18 protein-coding genes are annotated in these 17,499 nt (G+C 34.3%); 2 read left to right on the forward strand and 16 right to left on the reverse strand.

Annotation, left to right across the window (positions count from 1 at the left end; translation table 11 throughout):
- Positions 1-130: 130 nt before the first annotated feature.
- Genes IEV85_RS20870 through IEV85_RS20880 form a run of 3 tightly spaced genes read right to left on the reverse strand, consistent with a single transcriptional unit; the run spans position 131 to position 3,752 of the window.
- Complete coding sequence (locus IEV85_RS20870; RefSeq protein WP_188467210.1) at positions 131-910, reverse strand: uroporphyrinogen-III synthase; 780 nt, start codon at positions 908-910, stop codon at positions 131-133.
- A 28-nt stretch (positions 911-938) separates the two neighbouring features.
- Positions 939-2,036: a DUF4271 domain-containing protein gene (locus IEV85_RS20875; protein WP_188467211.1), complete on the reverse strand. Its 1,098-nt coding sequence runs from the start codon at positions 2,034-2,036 to the stop codon at positions 939-941.
- Between the two features lie 18 nt (positions 2,037-2,054).
- The gene (locus IEV85_RS20880; protein ID WP_188467212.1) at positions 2,055-3,752 is read right to left on the reverse strand and encodes a BamA/TamA family outer membrane protein; all 1,698 of its coding nucleotides are present in this window, start codon (positions 3,750-3,752) and stop codon (positions 2,055-2,057) included.
- On the opposite strand from IEV85_RS20880, the gene hemW reads away from it, so the two are divergent.
- Entirely contained in the window at positions 3,736-4,866 is a 1,131-nt protein-coding gene (hemW, locus tag IEV85_RS20885) for a radical SAM family heme chaperone HemW (protein ID WP_188467213.1), read from the forward strand. The two genes, IEV85_RS20880 and hemW, sit on opposite strands and share 17 nt — an antisense overlap.
- On the opposite strand, the gene IEV85_RS20890 is transcribed toward hemW, so the two are convergent.
- From IEV85_RS20890 to IEV85_RS20900, 3 genes are all read right to left on the reverse strand, one after another.
- A complete protein-coding gene (locus IEV85_RS20890) occupies positions 4,863-5,582 on the reverse strand; it encodes a LytR/AlgR family response regulator transcription factor (protein WP_188467214.1) in 720 nt (239 codons plus the stop codon). The two genes, hemW and IEV85_RS20890, sit on opposite strands and share 4 nt — an antisense overlap.
- A 19-nt stretch (positions 5,583-5,601) precedes the next feature.
- Positions 5,602-6,633, reverse strand: coding sequence for a sensor histidine kinase (locus IEV85_RS20895; RefSeq protein ID WP_188467215.1), 1,032 nt, complete (start codon positions 6,631-6,633; stop codon positions 5,602-5,604).
- A gap of 90 nt (positions 6,634-6,723) precedes the next feature.
- Positions 6,724-8,052: an NAD(P)/FAD-dependent oxidoreductase gene (locus IEV85_RS20900; RefSeq protein WP_188467216.1), complete on the reverse strand. Its 1,329-nt coding sequence runs from the start codon at positions 8,050-8,052 to the stop codon at positions 6,724-6,726.
- Between the two features lie 362 nt (positions 8,053-8,414).
- Here IEV85_RS20900 and IEV85_RS20905 point away from each other — a divergent pair, with 362 nt between their 5' ends.
- Complete coding sequence (locus tag IEV85_RS20905; RefSeq protein ID WP_188467217.1) at positions 8,415-8,705, forward strand: hypothetical protein; 291 nt, start codon at positions 8,415-8,417, stop codon at positions 8,703-8,705.
- Between the two features lie 144 nt (positions 8,706-8,849).
- On the opposite strand, the gene IEV85_RS20910 is transcribed toward IEV85_RS20905, so the two are convergent.
- From IEV85_RS20910 to IEV85_RS20950, 10 genes are all read right to left on the reverse strand, one after another.
- Positions 8,850-9,722, reverse strand: coding sequence for a substrate-binding periplasmic protein (locus IEV85_RS20910; RefSeq protein WP_188467218.1), 873 nt, complete (start codon positions 9,720-9,722; stop codon positions 8,850-8,852).
- Between the two features lie 208 nt (positions 9,723-9,930).
- A complete protein-coding gene (locus IEV85_RS20915) occupies positions 9,931-10,188 on the reverse strand; it encodes a DUF6952 family protein (RefSeq protein ID WP_188467219.1) in 258 nt (85 codons plus the stop codon).
- Complete coding sequence (locus IEV85_RS20920) at positions 10,169-10,480, reverse strand: thioredoxin domain-containing protein (RefSeq protein WP_188467220.1); 312 nt, start codon at positions 10,478-10,480, stop codon at positions 10,169-10,171. The genes IEV85_RS20915 and IEV85_RS20920 overlap by 20 nt, the downstream gene beginning before the upstream one ends.
- Before the next feature lie 125 nt (positions 10,481-10,605).
- Positions 10,606-12,087: a glycine--tRNA ligase gene (locus IEV85_RS20925; RefSeq protein ID WP_188467221.1), complete on the reverse strand. Its 1,482-nt coding sequence runs from the start codon at positions 12,085-12,087 to the stop codon at positions 10,606-10,608.
- Between the two features lie 63 nt (positions 12,088-12,150).
- Positions 12,151-13,830, reverse strand: coding sequence for an ATP-binding protein (locus tag IEV85_RS20930; protein ID WP_188467222.1), 1,680 nt, complete (start codon positions 13,828-13,830; stop codon positions 12,151-12,153).
- 182 nt (positions 13,831-14,012) lie between these two features.
- Positions 14,013-14,633 (reverse strand): class I SAM-dependent methyltransferase, encoded by a 621-nt coding sequence (locus tag IEV85_RS20935; RefSeq protein WP_188467223.1) that lies wholly within the window; start codon positions 14,631-14,633, stop codon positions 14,013-14,015.
- Complete coding sequence (locus IEV85_RS20940; RefSeq protein ID WP_188467224.1) at positions 14,614-15,540, reverse strand: patatin-like phospholipase family protein; 927 nt, start codon at positions 15,538-15,540, stop codon at positions 14,614-14,616. Before IEV85_RS20940 ends, IEV85_RS20935 begins: the two co-directional genes overlap by 20 nt.
- A 205-nt stretch (positions 15,541-15,745) precedes the next feature.
- Positions 15,746-15,880, reverse strand: coding sequence for a hypothetical protein (locus IEV85_RS25130; RefSeq protein ID WP_262892162.1), 135 nt, complete (start codon positions 15,878-15,880; stop codon positions 15,746-15,748).
- Between the two features lie 253 nt (positions 15,881-16,133).
- Complete coding sequence (locus tag IEV85_RS20945; RefSeq protein ID WP_188467225.1) at positions 16,134-16,826, reverse strand: potassium channel family protein; 693 nt, start codon at positions 16,824-16,826, stop codon at positions 16,134-16,136.
- Positions 16,823-17,440 (reverse strand): uridine kinase family protein, encoded by a 618-nt coding sequence (locus IEV85_RS20950; RefSeq protein ID WP_188467226.1) that lies wholly within the window; start codon positions 17,438-17,440, stop codon positions 16,823-16,825. The genes IEV85_RS20945 and IEV85_RS20950 overlap by 4 nt, the downstream gene beginning before the upstream one ends.
- Positions 17,441-17,499: the final 59 nt, after the last annotated feature.

A 17,499-nucleotide genomic window follows, 5' to 3' on the forward strand; every position in this document is an offset into this window, starting at 1 on the left:
ATAACTCCCTTATTTCATAGACTATTTACTTTAGGGGATAAATATAATAAAAATTAACTCCGTGCAAGTAATTATGTAATATATTTAAAGTAATTGTATAAAATCAAGCATTTAAAATACTTAATAACAGCTATTTAAGACCATTGCATTTTTTAATATATAACTCCAAAGCACCTGTCATTGAAGGGGCATTAGGCAAAGGAGCTTCAATATCCAGAATTAAACCTGCCTCATTTGCTGCCTGGGCTGTTGTAGGGCCAAATACAGCTATTCTGGTTTTATTTTGCTGGAATTTAGGAAAGTTAACAAATAGTGAGTTAATTCCTGATGGACTGAAAAAAGCGATAATGTCGTAGCTAACATTATCAAGATCTGATAAATCTGCTGCTACAGTTTCATAAATAATAGCTTCTGTAAAATTATAGCCATTATCGTTCATGTAAGAAGGGATATCATCCTTTCTTATATTGGAACAAGGAAATAAATACTTTTCATTCTTGTGTTTTTTAATTACATCAAGGATATCCTGAGCGGTCCTTTCTCCCACGAATACTTTTCTCTTTCTTACCACTATATATTTCTGCAAATAATTAGCAGTTTGCTCTGAAATACAGAAATACTTCATTTCAGGAGGCATTTCTATTTTACTATCCTTGCAAATCTTGAAAAAATGATCAACAGCATTTCTACTGGTAAATATAATAGCAGTATGCTTTAAGATATCTATCTTTTGCTTTCTGAAGTCTTTCGCATTTATGGGATCTACCTTTATAAACTGACGAAAGTCGATCTTAATTCCATATTTATCCGCTAGCTTGTGATAAGGGGAATTACTAATATCGGCAGGTTCAGGCTGTGAAACTAAAATACTTTTTACGGGATAAAAACGATCCTTTGTGGTTGTTGACATATTTTCGGTTCTACAATAAAAAGATGAATCAATAGAAATATTTAAGTCCTATTACAAATGGGAATATTTCTGTGGTGCAAAAGTAAGAAAATAAATATACATTAGTAAAACCACTCAGTTTTAATATTTTAAAATAGACTAAAAATACCCTTATTATATAGAATAATACCAAAATGTTCCTTACCAAACTCCACCATATCTCTGGCAGAAATCCATTAAACAAATAAACAATTGCTGTGAAAATAATCAATAAAGTAATGAGGAGAGTACTAATATTAAGCATCTCTTTGATATAGAACGTATTGATTCTGCCCGACCTATACAACAATGACATTGTGAAAATCAGGAGTAGTTTAAGCACCAGAAGAATCACAATTGCACCCCAGTATCTCAAGAATCTCGAGACCACATCAATATTATCTGAAATGTTATAATTTGTGTCTGCAGGTTGAAAGTAGAGGTAGATAATTATAGCTGTAGCGAAAGTATATAGTATTGATAAGAATATTCCGTCCTGATCGAACAGTCTTACACGTAGATTATCTCCCTCATAAGGCCGGAAAGAAAAATTTCTCGAAACTGAAAATACATCAACAAACCTTTTAGAAAAGCTTAGCTTTAGACTTACAAGCAAAACAGAAAATAGTAACAATAATATCATAAAAATATTATTTAAGTGATTGTCACTTTCTTTTGGGGTTATATTCAAAGAAGCAACCGTAGCTATTTTCCCTTTAATTTTATGATACACTCCATAGTGTAAGTTTTCAGCTTTTGGATTTAATAGAATGGTAATTGAATCAGAAGTATATACTCTTTTTAAGCTATCGAGTGCTACATCAATAACATTGTTATTGGAAGACTTACCAATTAAAGCTGAATTATCAAAAATATAGAATTCCTCATCGGAATGAATGTACAGGCGGCTATTCTCTTGCTTATGTGTGGAAAGACCGATCACATATTTATCTTCATCTAAATTTAAGCTATGTTTCTCCAGCCATTCCAATCTAAATTGACCAGAGTCTTCCTCAGCAAATAAACTGAACACTCCAGAAGGTGATTGGCTATTTCCAGGCCAGCTAATGAAAGAAGAAAAAATGATTATGATTAAATATTTATTCAAGGCGCTCAAAATTAAATGCTAAAATACTGCTATATATCCAAAATGCACTTTTGCAGTAGAAAAATTTATTTGTTCGTCTATCTGAGATCCTATTGCATAGATCAGTCGAAACCATCCATTCTTTGATTTTATGTCTAAACCAGCGCCAAAGGCATATACACTGCCTATGGAGTTATCTAATTGGGCTAAATCAGTTAATAAAAAAAAACTTGAATTATTGTCCAAGAAATATCTGTAATTTAAATTAAGCATTGCGTAGTAAGTTGTATAGAAAAAGTTTCTATCAAAGCCTCTAAGGTTTTGCAGGCCTCCAAGCCTAAGCAAATCATTATGAGATAAAGCCTCATTTTCCACTATACCCATTTGCAACTTTTCTTCAAGCAAAAACCTCTTGCTCAACTTCTGCTGGCTTCCGAGTTCAATCATACCTGTATAATTTGTACTACTAACTGGCACATTGCTCCATTCTTCCGGCAAATTTTCAACATTTCTTAACGTTTTTAAACCAACATCAAAATTCAAAATAAAGTAAAGGTTGTTTTTTAAAACAGGATAGGTCTCTTTCTGCCTGTACGCAACAGAGAAACCTGCAGAATTTATTCTGCTACTTCGAAAAGGATCATTATTTTGACTTACCTCTGTTGAGTCAAAATCCCGTATAAGATTATTAAAAATACCTTTATAACTTACTCCCAATGTAATAGATTCGGTTACTGGGTAGAATACACCCAATTCAAAAGAGTTTTGTAGAAACGTGCTATCTTCCTGTAGCAATCCAAATTGAGAATTAATTCCCAAAGACGTTTTGAAAGCAGATTTTTGAGACAATTGGGTATAAAGAAATTGTGAGCTGGCACTATACTTCTGCCAATTCAACTGCCAATTAACTGCTCTTCTAAAAAGGTTTTGAAAAGATACATCCACCTGCCCTGTAACATAAGTACTCTCACCTTCAGGCACTAAACCGATAAAAGCATCGAGCTGGCTATTTTTAATTTTCTCTACAAATAAGGTGATTTGACTTCTTCCATTGCTAAATTCTATGAGAGGGGGTTCGGTGAGTTTAATGAACCGAAGCTGTTTTAGCTTATCAGGGATGTTCAAATAATCGGACGTATTAAATAATTTCCCAACCGGCATATTTAAGAAATTTTGCAGGTAATTTACTTTTACTATTTCATTTTCTGATACTACCTCTATGGAATCGTAAACAATTTGATTTTTAAAGTCGATATCTACAGTAGCAAAGACACTCTTTTTAATAACACTGTCAATAATTAAGTTTGCCTCAGCAAATGGATACCCTTTATTATGAGCTTGTTCTTTTAGGTATTGATTGAGTTTCTTTTTTAATAATAGTCTGTTAGCATATTTTCCATTTTCAAGTTCTTTAAAAAGTCTTTTTTCTGTCACTCCATTCATCCGATAACTTAATCCACCCCACATATATCTTTCATTTGGATAAAAAGTATAAATAGTAGAAGAATCGGTCTCACTTATTTCAAAATTCGCTGATAAAAACCCTATCAATTGTAAAGAATCTATTACAACAGAAGGCTTAAATTCCTTAGTGCCAGAAGCAGTTTCTTCTCTTATTTTTTGAAACGAATAATTTTGGGCCAAAACATTTATACTAAATAAATAAAGACAGAAGCAAAAGCCCTTTTTTAGTATATTTCGGGTTAACTTTGTAGTAACATTGGCAGGTATATACATACATATTCCATTTTGCAAACAAGCTTGTTTTTATTGCGACTTTCATTTCTCTACCAATATGGCATTAAAGGATGAAATGGCAAATTCTATTTGTGAAGAAATCAAGCTCCAGAAAGATTATTTGGAAAATGAAAAAATAACTTCAATTTATTTTGGAGGAGGCACACCCTCTTTACTAAGTGAAAAGCAACTCTGTAAAATAATGGACACGCTTTATCGGTACTTTGCGATTAGTAAGCAAAGTGAGATTACTATAGAGGCAAATCCGGATGACATAACTCCTAAAAAATTAGCTGATTTATATTTAGCGGGAATTAACAGACTCAGTGTTGGTGTACAATCGTTCGATGAGAAGGTTTTGAAGTGGATGAATAGAGCTCACGATGCTACACATGCACATCAATGCCTAAAGTGGATAAATGACAGCTCATTTAAAAATTATAGTGTTGATCTCATTTATGGAATTCCTATTAGTACGCATGCCAAGTGGGCTGAAGATTTAAAAAATCTTACAAAATATCACCCTCCTCATATTTCTTCCTACTGCTTAACTATTGAGCCTAACACTGTTTTTGGGAAGTGGCAAAAAAAAGGAGATTTATCAGAGGCTTCTGAGGATTATGCTGCCGAGCAATTTATGGAACTGACCAATTACTTAAGTGCTATTGGATATCAGCACTACGAGGTATCTAATTTTTGCCTTCCTACATTTGAATCAAAACATAATAGCTCCTATTGGCAGCAGAAGCCATATTTAGGATTAGGTCCCGGGGCACATTCTTATAATGGTTTTAGCAGACAGTTCAATATTGCTAATAATGCTTTGTTTATCCGATCAATTAAAGAAGGGAAATTGCCATTTGAAAAAGAAATATTAAGCCGCAACGACCAGATTAATGAATACCTCATGACTTCTTTAAGAACATCCGAAGGCTGCGACTTAGATTATCTACAACATAAGTACAATTACAACTTCCAAGAGGAAAATTCTTCTACCATCAATCAATGGCGAAAGCAGGGGCTATGCGAAGTAAATCAACAGAAAATAATCCTTACGCCAGAAGGAAAATTACTGGCCGACAAGTTAGCTGCTGATTTATTCCTTGTAGATTAAAGACTCATTAAGTCCTTAAATTTTGTGGCTTGCCTTCTGCTCACTTCCACTTTTTCTCCACCTTTTAACTTTACCATTAACCCTCCATTAAACCAGGTTTCTATTTCATCCACCCAGTCTAGGTTGATGATATGCTTTCTACTTACTCTGAAGAAAGATTTATTATCTAGCCGCTCATCTAATGCATTCAAAGATTTGTGAATCATGGGTTTATACTTGTCAAAGTAAACCTTGATATAGTTACCATCCGATTCAAAAAGTCTTACATCCCTTAACCTGACAAACCAGCAGTTGTCACCGTCTTTCACAAACACCTGATCGTTAATTGTCAGTTTGGATTTGTTATTTTTAACTTCATCAACAGTATGAATCTCTTTCCTTATTTTTTCAATGGAATCACCTAATCTCTTAGGCTCAATAGGCTTTAAGAGGTAATCAAGAGCATTAAACTCAAAAGCTTTAAGTGCATACTCATCGTAGGCGGTAGTAAATATAACTTTAGGTGTTCTATCCAGCGATTCAAGAAGCTCAAAACCTGTTTTTCCTGGCATTTGGATATCCAGAAAGATAAGATCAGGCTGTAACTTATCTATTAAATCTTCCGCCTCTTCAGCATTTACAGCTTCTCCTACAATTTCCACATCTTTATATTCAGCCAACAAATTCATAAGTTCTTTCCTGGCCAATCTTTCATCATCAATTACTAATGCTTTCATCTATCTATAAATTTACAGTCTAATAATTTAACTGTGGAATTTTCACAGTTGTCAAAACTAACTCATCGGTTTCATTTTTAATGCTAAACGAAGCAGCTTTATCAAAGATTAATTTTAATCTTTGCTTGGTATTTTCTATACCAAAACCTTTTCTTTTCTTCTTTTTATCCATAATTAACTGACCCGAATTCCTAATAAATATAATCAAATGATTTTGCTCAACAGTTGTTTCAATAGCAATTAAGCCACCATAAGTTAAATTAGATATACCATGTTTAATTCCGTTTTCAACCAGGGTTTGCAGCATGAGGGGAGGCACCTGGTATTTATAGGATTCCGGATGAATGGTGAACTCTGTTGTCAACCTTTCCTCATACCTTATTTTTTCCAGGGCCAGGAAATCAATTACAGTGTTTAATTCATCATTAAAATTAATCAATCTTTTTTTATCAAGTATTAAGGAGTTTCTCAATATATTAGATAATTGAGTAATAGCATTTTTGGCTTTTACGGGATTTTCATCTACTAAAGCTCTTACACTATTTAATGCATTGAAAATAAAATGTGGGTTAAGCTGCGATTTTAAATTGTTCAGTTCTATCTCGTATAAAGCTGCATTGTATTTTAAGGAACGGTTATAATTCTCAACATAGTGATACATAAAATAAACCAGTGACCAAAGGAAGTAAAGAATCAGGTTAGCTAAAATACTTAGAAATATTACTATAGGGTTAAGGTCATATTCAGGATTGAGTAATCCTAAGATAGAAGAGATGATAAACAGAAAGCCATAGTTCAATATACTAAGAACAAAGCATGCCAATATTACTCTTGTCACCAGTTTTTGGATAATAAGTTGCAGCCAGCCGTTTCTTACTATAAAATTCCTATATAGATGGGTTATTCCTATATAAAAAGGTACAAGTGTTAATTGACCTATCGCCTGCTCAGTAGAAAGCCTTTCTCCCAGAAATGCTAAATAAATGTTTAGCAATCCATAGGCAGTCCATCCAATAATTTGTAAAGTCCAGTAAAGTGATTTCTTATTCATTAAATTACATAAAAAGTAACCTGCTTACTTTACAGGTTACTAGTCGGAAAAATAACAGGAAATTATCTGATTAAGAAACCGTCTGTCAAATCATCTGTCAGTCTCTTCTTCCTTCTTTAAATCTTCAACTTTCGGAGGGGTATATGGTCTTATAATTAATCGGGTGCCTCGGTCATAAGTAAAATAATTCCAAATCCAGTTTGCGAGAATTACGATTTTACTTCTAAAACCCACAATTTGAATCAAATGAACGAACATCCAGGCAATCCATGCAAAAAAACCTCCAAACCTTATTTTATTTGGCAGTTCAGCTATCGCACGGTTTCTACCGATTGTAGCCATCGTACCTCTATTGGTATATTTGAAAGGCTTAAGTTTTTTATTATTTATCTTTCTTAAAATATTATTAGCCAAGTTTTCACCTTGTTGCATAGCTACTGGTGCAAGCATAGGATAGCCTTTGGGTCGTTTATCAGATTTCATAAAAGCATTATCGCCTACAGCATAAATATTCTCAGTATTAATTACCTTGTTGAACTCATCTACTATGTACATGCTTTTCTCAATGCTGGTCTCTGGCATTCCTTTAATTAAATTACCTCGCACCCCTGCAGCCCAAATTAAAGTACTGGAAGTAAGCTTTTCTCCATTTTTAAAAGTAACAGTTTCACCATCAAACTCAGTAACCATTGAGCCCAACTTTACCTGAACGTCAAATTTCTTGAGATACTGTTGAGCTTTTTTATCCGCAAATTCTGACATTCCAGCTAACAACCTATCTAATCCTTCCGCCAAATATATATTCATTTTAGAAAGATCTAGCTCAGGATAATCATGAGGCATTACATGTTTTTTCAACTCACCTATTGCGCCTGCCAATTCCACCCCCGTAGGCCCTCCACCTACAATTACAATATTCAATAACTTATTCAGTTGCTCTTCATCAGAAGTCAAAACAGCCTGCTCAAAATTCTGAAGTATATGACTTCGCAAATCCAAAGCCTGAGGAACCTGCTTCAGAGGAAAAGCCTTTTTTAAATTTTCATAATTTCCGAAATAATTGGTTTTAGATCCCGCGGCAATCACTAGGTAATCATACTGTAGGTTGCCTTTCTCAGTATACACTGTATTTTCATTCGTATTAATCTCATTTACCATGGCCATCCTAAAATGCACATTTCTACTTTTCTCAATAATCTTTCGTAATGGTCCGGCAATTGCGTCAGGCTCCAGCCCGGCAGTTGCTACCTGATACAAAAGCGGCTGAAAGGTGTGGTAATTGTGCCTGTCAAACAACACCACCTGAACCGGCTTTTTATCCAGCATTTTTGCCATTTGGATGCCTGCAAAGCCACCGCCTATAATTACTATTCTTGGATTGTCTGATTTTGGTATTTTTAGAATGTCATTTACTTCCATAAAAAGATGTTTAGGATTCAGTTTATTCTACGAGATAACAGTGATTTTGATTAAAAGAGAAAATTTAAATACATCTGCTCTCTTATTTATCAAAAGGTCAATTTAACATGGAGAGGTGAATATATATAGTACTCTACATTAAAAATTACACATTTTATCATGCAAATAAACCTTTCAACGAAATAAAATTTTACACTAAATGAGCAAAAAAAACTTAAAATATTATAAAATTTTCATTTTACGTGAATTCACTCCAAAATATTACACACAACTTACATGAGCCAAATAAAATATTAAAAATACCATGCAACTAAATGATATTGGCAAGCGTCAGGTAATAAAAACAAATGGAACCAAATAAAATGAAAAACATTATTCTAATTTTCGCTTTATTAATTGCTACAAACAGTAACGTTTTCGCAGACGATAAAGAATTGACCAAGGAAGCAAAACTGATAAATGAAGTTATTAAATCATTAGAAGAGGTAGAGATCGAAGATTTCAATTTCGGAAAAACGATTGATATTTATACACCTGAAGGGAAATTACTTTATAGCTTTCTTGAAGAAAATGTCGATCCGAAAGCCTTAAGAAATGCAGATTTGCTTCTTGAAGATGACATGAAAAAAATATTTATTAAATACAGGAACTAAAAACAACTATTTTCTCTTTAATAGATAATAGTTTAATTCATAGTGAATGGTTGATGTTTTGGTAAGTAAAAAGCCATTCCGCCCTATGGCGGATGGCTTTTTTTATGATGAACCAAATTTTCTATTCTATTTATCAAGGAGCCATTACTTACTTAAAGTAATTGCGTCTAATAATTGGAGGGCATTAGGTCCTAAATGAGTTGCTATAATTTTTCTATAATTTGAACCTGTCTGGTAATCTTCATTTAGAAATTCATTAAATGGTTCCACCCAATCACTATTTTTAGGCATTATTATTCCGAATTCCTCTGTTGCATTATCTCCAACCGGATGTCTCTTGACTGGCTTTTTGGTATTTAGAGCATTTAGGTAATAGGTGAAATCTACATTTGTGAAATAGTCAGTGCTATTACTAATCTTCACCATAGCTTCATCAAAGTAATTCACATACTCTATTTTTAAAGCAGGCATATATTTAGCTTTAATCTTAAGTATTTCATCCTCGTTGGTGGTTTCTTTAATTGTAATTGCTGTTTTGCCTTTAAAAGCTTCAGCTATCTGTTGAAGACTTCCTAAGGTAGGCACATCTTTATGAGTCAATAGCATAGCTATGTTAGAAATATAAGAAGGACTGAAAGTATAGGCCCTCTTTCTTGCTTCTGTAATAGTTGTGTTACTTAAACCAAATACTCCACCACTAGATCTTTTTACCGCACTAAGGTATGTGGTGAAATTGTTAGCATGCTGTTTATTTATAGTTGACTGAACTGTTATTCCATATTTATCCAGAAGAAACGCCTCAAAATCCCGCATTACATCTACAGTAACACCTTCTACTTTACCTCCTTTTTCAGCGGCAAAACCAGGTGCTTCTGAATAAATATATACAAGATTAGCACTCTTATTCTTTAAGGCAGTTGCAAAAGAATCACCCGTTGCCTGTGCATATACAGAAGTAAAACCTCCTACCATGGCAATTAATAGATTAACAAAAGCACATTTTAATATTTTTTTCATAACACTATATTTTAATTGAGGTTATTTTTTTAAACTCAACAGGATTCCAATATAAAAGAAGTACTTTCTTTACTTAAATAATTGGCTCAATCCTCATAATCATAACACATGTAAGGAATATATATTAAAGCTATATTTTAACAGATCCAGAATAAAAAAAGCATGGCTACTACTAACCATGCTTTCTCACTTCTAAAAGTGTAATAAACTATTTATCAATTGAACCCATCACTCTTTTCATAAAGCCATTCAAAGCTTCTTTTTGAGGGGTTCCTTTTTTTATTTCCTTACTTACCTCTAAAGCTCCTGAAAAATTAGACAAAAGCTCACCAATTACATCAAGCTCTTCATCTTTGATGCCCTTTGCCTCGATTAAATCTTCCAAAAGCTCCATAGATTCAACGACATAATCCTCATCGTTTTTCTCTATGAATTCTACTACGTGCTTAATTATTGGTAACCTCATTGAGTAAATCTGTTATAATACTTGGTTTATTTCCTGCTACCGAATTCACTAATTTACCATTTCTAAAACCTGCAAAGGTGGGTAAATTACTCACTTCGGCCAAAGCCCTGGAATTAGGTAATTTTTCTGCATCAACATAGACAAACTTTATATTTTCATTTTCATCTCCTAATCTTCTGAATTTAGGTTTAGTGATTTTACAATTACCACACCAGGTAGCACCATACTGTACCATCACCATCTCGTTAGTTTCAACTATTTCCTTTAAGTTATCTTCAGTTAATTCAATCATCGCTTTTATGTTTATGTTTAATAACGCAAAATTAGCACTTAGTTTCATTAAGCATAATCAATATTGCTCATCAGCCTATAGATAAAAACAATCTAAAGGTTGTAGTGCACAAATTACTTTTTTAATTAACTCAGCTTCTCAAAGATCCTGTTGAAAGAGCACTCTCTTTGTAAAAATGGTTCCAAATCATCAATGCTTATTCTCTCTTGCTCCGTAGTATCTCTGTGGCGTATAGTAATTGTATTGTCTTCCAGCGTTTGGTGGTCAACTGCAATACAATATGGAGTACCAATTAAATCCTGCCGGGTATACCTTTTACCAATAGATGCTGCTTCTTCATAAATTACATTAAAACTACCTTTTAACTTCTTATAAATCTCCTGACCTTTCTCAGGCAGACCATCTTTTTTAGTAAGAGGTAAAATAGCCGCCTTAACAGGAGCCAAAGCAGGATGAAATTTTAAATAAATTCTTGTTTTTTGATTATCAGCATCTCCACTTACCTCTTCTGTGTACGCATTGCAGAGCAACATTAGGAAAAGCCTGTCACAGCCTACAGAAGTTTCAACCACGTACGGGATATAGTTTTTATTTACTTCCGGATCAAAATATTGCATCTTCTTTCTGGATACTTCCTGATGACTCTTCAAGTCAAAATCCGTTCGACTATGTACACCTTCCACTTCTTTGAAACCAAAAGGAAACTCAAACTCTACATCTACTGCAGCATTGGCATAATGAGCAAGCTTATCATGATCATGATAGCGTAGCTTGCTCTCAGGAATCCCCAGAGCTACATGCCACTGCATTCTCATATCCCTCCATTTCTGATACCACTGTAATTCTTCCCCCGGCCTTACAAAAAACTGCATTTCCATTTGCTCAAATTCCCTCATCCTGAAAATAAATTGTCTGGCTACAATTTCATTTCTAAATGCTTTACCAATTTGCGCAATACCGAATGGCACTTTCATTCTGGCAGACTTCTGAACATTCAGGAAATTAACAAAAATACCCTGAGCAGTTTCAGGCCTTAAGTATATTTTATTGGAATCTTCAGCAAGACTTCCTATCTGTGTTGAAAACATCAGGTTGAACTGTCTAACTTCTGTCCAGTTAGTAGTACCTGAAACAGGGCAGGCAATTCCCTCTGAAATGATGAGTTCACGTACTCCACTTAAATCTTCTGCTGTCAATAGCTCCCCCATTTTCTTTAATAATGCCTCAGATTTCTCAGGAGAACCTTCTTTTTCATACAAAGCAGCTTTTTCTTCTAAAAGAACATCAGCTCTATATCTTTTTTTGGAATCCTTATTATCAATCATCGGATCATTAAAGCTATCAATATGGCCTGAAGCCTTCCATGTATCCGGATGCATAAATATGGCAGAATCCAACCCTACTATGTCATCATTAAAACGAGTCATGGTACTCCACCACAAATCTTTGATGTTTTTCTTTAATTCTGCGCCAAAGGGGCCGTAGTCATATACAGCCTGTAATCCATCATATATTTCGCTGGACTGAAATACAAAACCATATTCCTTTGCATGTGATACAATATCTTTAAATAAAGTATTTTCTGAAATTTGTTCATTTTTTGCCATGTGGCAAAGATAAATTAAATCATTAACTGATTGGAAGTGAAAGTTTAAAAATTGTAATCAAATTCAAACTTTTGGCAATTTTATGGAGAAAGTAGTGCCTTCGCCAGGTTCCGATTGAAGAAATATTTCTCCTCCTATGCGCTCTATCATTTCTTTAACTATGTACAAGCCTAATCCTGAGCCCTTGGAAGTATCGGATGCTCTGTAAAACATGTCAAAAATTTTATCCTGAGCCTGCAAAGGAATTCCTTGTCCGTTATCAATTATTTGTATTATAACGGCATTAGTATCATTAATAGCTTTAAGCGCAATAAACTTACCAGGTTGTGAGTGCCTATGGTATTTAATAGCGTTATCTATCAGGTTATTCAACACTATACTAATTCTTCCCTTATCTGTATTTATTGATAACTCTTTATCTACCAAAATACGGAAATCGATTGCAACAGCCTGCTCTCTAAATTGCGCATTGTCAAATGCATCAGAGGTTATTGCAAATAAATTAACCGGCTCTTTAATGATTTCTGTCCTGGAATTTCTCGCAAAGTTTATGATCTCATCAATAAACGAATAGAGCTTTTTAACCCTATTCTTCATCATACTCATCAATTGTTTCAATTCCTGGCTATCTTCAGTTGTATCACTGATATTAATAAGGCCCTGAATTGAATTTAAAGGTGCTCGCAAATCATGCGAAACGCTATATACGAAGCGATCCAGTTCTGCATTTGTCTTCTCCAGTAAGCTATTCTTCTCTTGTATCTCTTCTTCTTTAATCTTTTTCTCAGTAATGTCCACCAAAGAACCCACCATTCTTACAGGCATCTTATTTTCCGACCACTTTGCCTGTCCTGAGCCATGAAACCATTTATAACTACCGTCTTTACACTTAAATTTATATTCTACTGAAAATGGTTCTTTATCCCGGAAATGCTTTTTAAAATCATTCACTAGTTTAGGGTAATCTTCTTTCTGAGCTAGCAGATTTTTAAAAGTTACTCTATTAGCCTCGATTTCCTCAGGTTTATAACCAAGAAGTTCATACAGTTTTGGAGACCACCATTGCTGATCTTTATTAATATTTTCCCAATCCCAAATGCCAGCATTTGTTCCTTCCACAGCCATACGAAAACGTTCTTCACTCTCCTTAAGCTGCTGATCTTTTTTTATTAACTTCTCCTCAGATTTATATTGGAGTTTTACCTGGAAGTAAATGATCACTGTAAGCCCTACAAATGTGAAGAGATAATTGATAAAATATATTTTATCTTCTTTTGATTCACTAGCGGCATCTACTGAAATGACTTTAAAATTAGTAAGCTCACTTACAGAAAAACAAATAAATGCTAAGATGGCATAGGACAACCATATCCCTATCCTTCTATAGCCAAATAAGGAAATAGATGCTACCAAAACAGTAAACAAATAAAGCTGAGAACCATAATATTTACCCTCATTGCTCATAAAAATAAATATGAGAAAGAGTGAAATTAACAGAAGAGTATGCTTGGCCAGCTCAAATTTTTGGAACCTGTTAAGCATATACCCTAAAGTTCCTCCGGATATTCCTATCATAAAATAGGGAGTGAGATTTAGATCCCAAACCAGAACATTAAGCACTCCATTTACCAGACAAATAAAAGCTAAAATGATACAACAAACCCCCACCAAAAGAGATTTTCTGTAATCACTTTCAGAAGGAATATGAATGTTTTTTCCTAAAACAATATCTTTAATGGACAACCTCAACATCTTACAAAGTAAATATACTTATATATTGATATTAAAGGATTTTTTTTAAAGTATAATTACTTTTATCGATGTGCGTTTCTTGTAACTTTTAAAACTAAAGATGAACTCATTTAATCTGAAACGAGAATAAGTAAGTTCAAACACCTAAATATTTGATGTAATATTTCTAGTAATTATGCATTATTTTTTTTCTCTAAAATAAAAACACTCATAGATCGTTCATTTCCAACTATCACATTCTTAGGGGTTTCAAACCACCCAATGGGGTAATCACATAATAAGCGATTCAAAAGACTTTCATTTAAGACAAATCTATGACCATATTCTGATGAAAGATTTTGCGCAGATATAGCGAACTCATTATCGGCAAAATGAGCATCCGTCATTGTACGAATAAAAAGTTTAGCTCCTGGCTTAAGCACCCTTAAACATTCCTTAAACATTTGAAGAAAATGTTCTTCATCATTTGCAAAATGCAAAACAGCAGAGTTTATAATTACATCAAAACTATGGTCTGGAAATCGTAAATTACTCATATCCATTACCTGAAAACGAGCTCCCACATCAGAAAGCTTCAGTTGTCTACCTAGTATTCGTAAAAATTTAATTGCATCAGTATTCTTATCAATACCAAAAACATCATATCCTTGTCGCATACAGTATACCAGATTTCTTCCTTCACCACACCCTACATCTAAAATTCTGTCTTTATCTCCTAAGTATCCCTTTAAAATGAAGTCAAGCCAATAAAGATCTATATTTCCGAGTACCTGGTTAATTGTTCTCCAATGCATTCCTGTAAACTCTTAGTGATTCTGTAAAAGCCTCTTTACCTGCTTTTACCAAAGCTTTGCTCTTGTAAAATTCAAATGTACCGCATGATTCACGGGAAACTCTCACAACAATATCAGGCTTTAACAGTTCCATTTGAAGTGCGGTAATTCTTTCCTGCATTAGATCAATAGAGCGATTGAGCAAATCAAAATAACCAAACTTCTTAATAGACTGGTGATTTTCGGCAGGAGGAGATGAATCTTTAGGTGAAGAAGGCCATATGATTTTCATTCTGAGTTTAAACTCCTCCAAAAACTGATTATGCTTTTGTACCTCCTGCTCTTCTGCTACTGTGGCAGGAGCTTTTGCCACAAAAGGAATATTAGAATTAACATCCACTACCACCAAAATATCACCGGGTGTTCTCTTCACTCTGTTAATAGGTATAGGGTTCAAAACACCACCATCTACAATTTCCTCACCTTCAACGTACACTGGTTTCATTACTGTGGGAATGGCACATGAGGCACGTAAAGCATCCATAAGGTTTCCTTTGTTGAAAATAACTTCCTGCTGGCTTCTAATATTTGAAGCAATCGCTGAGAAGGGGATCTGCATATCTTCAATATCAATATCCCCTAAAATTTTACTCATTTCCTTAAATACACGCTCTCCTCTCACAAAGCCCTGGAGACTGAAAGTGAAATCCAATAATTTAAAAACATCAATTTTATCGAAATTGGTCACCCAATCCTTATAAGGACCTAGCTTACCAGCTGCGTAAATACCACCCACAACAGCGCCCATACTGGAGCCTGCAACAGAAGTGATCTCAAAGTTATTATCAAGTAGTGCCTCAATCACTCCTATATGAGCCACTCCTCTGGCGCCCCCACTCCCTAAAACTAAAGCTACTTTTTGTTTCATTATTCGGTTGAATCCATTTGCAATCTCAAATTAATATTTTTTAGACGAGATATTAAATAATTAATGATAAAACCCAAGCAGGTTATAATTTATGAGGGTTATGAAGGTCTCAAGGAACCTTCTGTTCTTTTTAATTATTGGGCAAAAGCAAGGTTTTAACCTGAGTTCGATTAATAAAAATGGCGTCCCCGCTAGGGGGGGCAGGCTATGCCGCAAAATTAAGATTTACTTTTCCAAAAAGTCTTAATTTTGCTACCTGTGCTGACCAATCGGCATATTTCCAGTTATAATACAATAAGATTACGGATACCGCACTGGGGAGGTACAGTTTAATTTTCATTTTTAGGAAACTGTAATCTCAATTGATCGTGACCGAAATAACTTGTGCCGCCAAAGTGGGTACGTTCTGATGAGTTTTTAAAGCAAATTCAAAATCGAACTCAGGTTTTTAACTATTTTTAAAGCAGGTACTAGATGAAAAAAACATATTACGAAAACTGCAATCAGCTGATTTTGAGATACGAAATCAAGCAATCGTGGAAAAAACCTATGAATGCAAAGAAGTTAACACTACTCCGTTAGGTATAAATAAACTACTTATTCACCTCAATAAATTTATTCACATCCTGTGATTTGCCAAGGATGATCATAATATCCGTTTCTTTCAGAAAAGTATCTGCTCTCGGCACTCCAATAATGTGTTCTACCTTTTGAATTTCGTTGCCTTTCTTTTCTTCGAAAAAGCGTTTAACCGTTATCAAATTTAGGTTATACTTTTCACGCAGACCGATTTCACTGATTGTTTGATCTACCACGCGTGAAGGAGTGTTAATTTCTACAATCTCATAATCATCGGGCAGAGGAAGGAAGGAGCGCATATTGGGGTGCAATAACATTTCAGCAACAGTTTTACCTACCGTCTCTTCAGGAGAAAGAATTTCATCAATACCCATTTTTTCAAGGATCATTCGCTGTTGTGAATTGGCTGCCCTTGCAATTACTCTCTTTACTTCCAATTCCAACAAAAGCACAGTGGTTAAAAGTAAGCCTTCAAAATTTTCACCAATTGCTACAACCACAGCATCCATATCCTGGATATTCTGTGCTTTAAGTGCTTTCACATCTGTAGAATCCAGTGCTACCGCATAAGCCACATCATCCTTTAAAGACTCTACTTTATCCAGGTCTATATCAATAGCGAGCACTTCAGCACCTCTGTCGGCAAGTGTTCTGGCAATAGATTCTCCAAATTGGCCCAATCCTATTACTGCAAATCTGTTGGTCATAAGCTTTTACTTTTCAAATATGAAACGAGTACTTCCAATCCTTTGTCAAACTTACTATTATTTGGAATAATTATATCAGCATCGTACTTAAATGGTTCTATGTATTTTTCATAGGTGGGGGCTACATGTTTCTCATATCTATAAAGCACGTCATCCAGATCGTATCCTCTTTCTGTATTGTCCCTGATAATCCTTCTCTTTAATTTCACATAATCTTTGGCATCAATAAAAACCTTTAAATCAAGTAATTTAGCTAATTCTGGAAAATAAAAGACAAATAGTCCTTCCACTACGATTATTTTGGAGGGATTAAAGTGCAATATCTGAGGGATAATATCTGGATTGTTAAAAGTATACTCCTTTCGGGTAACAGGGTTACCATCCTTAAGTGCTTTAATATCCCTGGCATACTCGTCAAACTCAATGGATTGAGGCGTATCAAAATTTTCTATACCGTTGGCATCTTTAGGCTGTAAATGCCTGTCACGATAGTAGTTATCCTGAGAGACAAGACAAATTTCATCACTTTTGAAGTGACTGAGCAAGCTTTTCAGAAACATAGTTTTTCCGGACGCACTTCCTCCTGTAATACCAACAATGAAAGGATTGTTCATTTAATAATTGATTTTTACGAGCTTTAGGTATTTACAAGCAACAAAGTTATGATTCTTAG

Origin of the sequence: Marivirga lumbricoides, assembly GCF_014636295.1 — a bacterium.
In the GTDB taxonomy this organism is placed as follows: domain Bacteria; phylum Bacteroidota; class Bacteroidia; order Cytophagales; family Cyclobacteriaceae; genus Marivirga; species Marivirga lumbricoides.

What these genes read in the sequence shown, in the direction of transcription:
- IEV85_RS20910 (WP_188467218.1), bottom strand. Translation starts at nt 9,722, where the DNA reads ATGAAAAAAATATTAAAATGTGCTTTTGTTAATCTATTAATTGCCATG.
- IEV85_RS20895 (WP_188467215.1), bottom strand. Translation starts at nt 6,633, where the DNA reads ATGAATAAGAAATCACTTTACTGGACTTTACAAATTATTGGATGGACT.
- IEV85_RS20940 (WP_188467224.1), bottom strand. Translation starts at nt 15,540, where the DNA reads ATGAAACAAAAAGTAGCTTTAGTTTTAGGGAGTGGGGGCGCCAGAGGA.
- IEV85_RS20935 (WP_188467223.1), bottom strand. Translation starts at nt 14,633, where the DNA reads ATGCATTGGAGAACAATTAACCAGGTACTCGGAAATATAGATCTTTAT.
- IEV85_RS20905 (WP_188467217.1), top strand. Translation starts at nt 8,415, where the DNA reads ATGAAAAACATTATTCTAATTTTCGCTTTATTAATTGCTACAAACAGT.
- IEV85_RS20950 (WP_188467226.1), bottom strand. Translation starts at nt 17,440, where the DNA reads ATGAACAATCCTTTCATTGTTGGTATTACAGGAGGAAGTGCGTCCGGA.
- IEV85_RS20920 (WP_188467220.1), bottom strand. Translation starts at nt 10,480, where the DNA reads ATGATTGAATTAACTGAAGATAACTTAAAGGAAATAGTTGAAACTAAC.
- IEV85_RS25130 (WP_262892162.1), bottom strand. Translation starts at nt 15,880, where the DNA reads ATGAAAATTAAACTGTACCTCCCCAGTGCGGTATCCGTAATCTTATTG.
- IEV85_RS20915 (WP_188467219.1), bottom strand. Translation starts at nt 10,188, where the DNA reads ATGAGGTTACCAATAATTAAGCACGTAGTAGAATTCATAGAGAAAAAC.
- IEV85_RS20925 (WP_188467221.1), bottom strand. Translation starts at nt 12,087, where the DNA reads ATGGCAAAAAATGAACAAATTTCAGAAAATACTTTATTTAAAGATATT.
- IEV85_RS20870 (WP_188467210.1), bottom strand. Translation starts at nt 910, where the DNA reads ATGTCAACAACCACAAAGGATCGTTTTTATCCCGTAAAAAGTATTTTA.
- IEV85_RS20900 (WP_188467216.1), bottom strand. Translation starts at nt 8,052, where the DNA reads ATGGAAGTAAATGACATTCTAAAAATACCAAAATCAGACAATCCAAGA.
- IEV85_RS20880 (WP_188467212.1), bottom strand. Translation starts at nt 3,752, where the DNA reads ATGTATATACCTGCCAATGTTACTACAAAGTTAACCCGAAATATACTA.
- IEV85_RS20890 (WP_188467214.1), bottom strand. Translation starts at nt 5,582, where the DNA reads ATGAAAGCATTAGTAATTGATGATGAAAGATTGGCCAGGAAAGAACTT.
- IEV85_RS20945 (WP_188467225.1), bottom strand. Translation starts at nt 16,826, where the DNA reads ATGACCAACAGATTTGCAGTAATAGGATTGGGCCAATTTGGAGAATCT.